The 2,661-nt window shown below is 66.0% G+C and carries 4 protein-coding genes; 1 reads left to right on the top strand and 3 read right to left on the bottom strand.

Annotated features, from left to right (window positions below):
* The coding region (gene nifS, locus Q0520_RS07920; RefSeq protein ID WP_298668537.1) for a cysteine desulfurase NifS at nucleotides 1-1,167 on the bottom strand (1,167 nt) is incomplete at its 3' end.
* 126 nt (nucleotides 1,168-1,293) lie between these two features.
* On the opposite strand from nifS, the gene Q0520_RS07915 reads away from it, so the two are divergent.
* Nucleotides 1,294-1,602, top strand: coding sequence for a transcriptional regulator (locus Q0520_RS07915; RefSeq protein ID WP_298668533.1), 309 nt, complete (start codon nucleotides 1,294-1,296; stop codon nucleotides 1,600-1,602).
* On the opposite strand, the gene Q0520_RS07910 is transcribed toward Q0520_RS07915, so the two are convergent.
* Both Q0520_RS07910 and Q0520_RS07905 read right to left on the bottom strand, forming a co-directional pair.
* Nucleotides 1,603-2,526, bottom strand: a complete 924-nt coding sequence (locus Q0520_RS07910; protein WP_298668529.1) for a TIGR00269 family protein — start codon at nucleotides 2,524-2,526, stop codon at nucleotides 1,603-1,605.
* Complete coding sequence (locus Q0520_RS07905) at nucleotides 2,516-2,635, bottom strand: MoaD/ThiS family protein (protein WP_298668535.1); 120 nt, start codon at nucleotides 2,633-2,635, stop codon at nucleotides 2,516-2,518. Before Q0520_RS07905 ends, Q0520_RS07910 begins: the two co-directional genes overlap by 11 nt.
* Between the last annotated feature and the right edge of the window lie 26 nt (nucleotides 2,636-2,661).

The raw sequence follows: 2,661 nt of genomic DNA, 5'->3' as shown, positions 1-2,661 counted from the left end.
CGCCGCATAGAGGGGCGACATGCTCCGCAGTCTCTCGACGATCGTCGGGAGCACCGCAAGGACATGGTCCACGTCCTCGTCTGTGGTCAGGTCGCCGAGGGTGAGGCGGAGCGACCCGTGGGCCGTCTCGTGCGGGAGACCGATCGCAAGGAGGACGTGCGAGGGTTCGAGGGACGCCGAACTGCACGCGCTCCCGGTCGAAGCGCAGATGCCGTGGGCGTCGAGCATGAGGAGGACGGACTCGCCCTCGATATAGCGGAAGCTGACATTGAGGTTGTTCGGGAGGCGTTCCGTCGGGTGGCCGTTCAGGATAGTGTCGGGGATGGCGGTGAGGATCCCAGCGCGGAGTCTGTCGCGCATCGCCGCAATACGGGCGGCGTGCCCCTCGATATCCGCGGTCGCCATCTCGATCGCCTTCCCGAGGCCGACGATGCCGGGGAGGTTCTCTGTGCCGGCACGCCGCCGGCGTTCCTGTCCGCCGCCGTGGACGAGGCTGTCGAGCCTCGTGCCCTTCCTGACGTACAGGGCGCCGATCCCCTTCGGCCCGTAGAACTTGTGGCCGGAGAGGGAGAGCATGTCGATGTTGTCGGCCTTCACGTCGATCGGGACGGCGCCGATAGCCTGCACGGCGTCGGTGTGGAAGGGGACGCCGTGGGCGTGGGCGATCCTGCCGATCTCCCTGATGGGCTGGAGGGTGCCGATCTCGTTGTTCGCGGTCATCACCGTGACCAGGATTGTGCGGTCGGTGATCGCCGCCTCGACGTCCGCGGGGTCGACCATGCCGTACCTGTCCACCGGGAGATAGGTGACTTTGAAACCCTGCTTTTCGAGGTACTCGCAGGTGTGGAGGACGGCGTGGTGCTCGATCGCCGTGGTGATGATGTGGTCGCCCTTCTTCCTGTTCGCAAAGGCGGTCCCCTTGATAGCCCAGTTGTCAGACTCAGAACCCCCGGCGGTGAAGAAGATCTCGTCGGGAGATGCACCGATAGCCGCCGCAACCTGTGCACGTGCATGTTCCACCGCCTCCTTCGAGTCGCGGGCGAGAGCATAGACGGAGGAGGGGTTGCCGAACTTTTCGGAGAAGTACGGGAGCATTGCCTCAAGAACGTCGGGTTTCACGGGCGTGGTCGCCGCGTGGTCCATGTACACCAGTTTTTTCATATTGATGACCTCTGGTCTGCCCCGCAGCGGTGCCACCGAGGATGGCAAAGTATTTTCGTGCAGGGCACCAATTCACAATTGTGAAGTACGCACGACAGGTGCTCTCTTCGTGCGTATATACGTTGTGATAGTATGAAAGTACCCTGCCAGTTAATCGTTTGGGACGTGCTGCCGGCGATACGAGCGGCAATTGCCGGGGAGTTGATCGCGGCCGGCGTCTCGCAGCTCGAGGCCGCCCATCTCCTCGACATGGCGCCGTCCGCGGTCTCGCAGTATATATCGGGGAAGCGGGGCTACAGGATCGTCTTCGAGGGCGAGGTGAAGGAGTCGATCCGGCACCTTGCCGCCGACCTGAAGGACGGGAAGGTCGAGGACCTGGGGAAACGGATCTGCGGCATCTGCATGCAACTCCGCGAAGGGGACAGCCAGTGCGGGATGTAGTCACCGCGTCCTGAGATCCCTGAGGAGTTCGCAGGCGCGGCAGAGGCCGCCCGTGCTCGGTTCGCCGCAGTCGGGGCAGTACGATACCCGGCCTGCCTCAGCACACCCGCCGACCCTCTCCCGCAGGCGGCCGTACCCTTCCATCAACCGCACCATCGTGCCGGGGTGGCGGTACTCGAGGGTGGAGAGGAGGGTGCGGACGTCAGACCGCAGGGCCTCCCCGGCGTACGGGCACTCGGGGAGGGGGGTGTAGATCCCCTGCACAACACCATACAATGTCACTTCTTTTTCCGGGATGTCGCGGAGGGGTTTGATCCGCGGGACGAACGCACCCGTATCCGGGACACCGGTCCGCACGATCCGCCTGAGATCGCCGTTCAGGATGTTCATGAGGGCCGACTGCGCCTCGTCGTCGAGGCAGTGGCCGGTCGCAAGGCGGGTCGCCCCGAGGTCGCGGGCCGCGTTCTGGAGGAGGCGGCGGCGCAGCACGCCGCAGATGGTGCAGGGGTGCTCGGGGCGTTGGCGCACCAGACTGTCGAGGGTGCGGCCGCAATAGTCCTCGAAGGAGACGATGACGTGCTCGACGCCGCAGGCGGCGGTGATGGCGCGGGCGGTCCTGATCGTCTCCTCCCGGTAGCCCGCGATCCCCTCGTCCACGGTGACGGCGACGACCCTGACAGGTCGGCCGCGGAGGAGGCGGCTGAGGATGGAGAGGAGGACGGTGCTGTCCTTGCCGCCGGAGAGGCCGACGACGACGACGTCGCTGTCCTGCACCATGCCCGTCCCTTCGACGGTCTCGCGCACCCGTCCCTCGACCGACGCCGAGAAGTGGCGGGCGCAGAGGCGCTCACCGCTCCCGCGCAGCACCGTGATAGGAGGTTCGGTGCAGCCGGGAGAGGAGCAGCGGCCGGTCTCACCCGCCATGGACAAACCTGATCACCCTGAGTTCGTCGTCGCCGCCGACCACGGTGTCCTCGGGGACGATGGCGCCGTTCCGGGAGACGAGCACCTCGACGGGGTTGACGCCGAGCATGAGGAGGACGTCCTCGACGGTCGCCG

This window comes from uncultured Methanofollis sp. (assembly GCF_937919355.1).
In the GTDB taxonomy this organism is placed as follows: domain Archaea; phylum Halobacteriota; class Methanomicrobia; order Methanomicrobiales; family Methanofollaceae; genus Methanofollis.
Note: the sequence above shows the minus strand (reverse complement) of the source record. Positions and strands in the feature narration are given on the sequence as shown.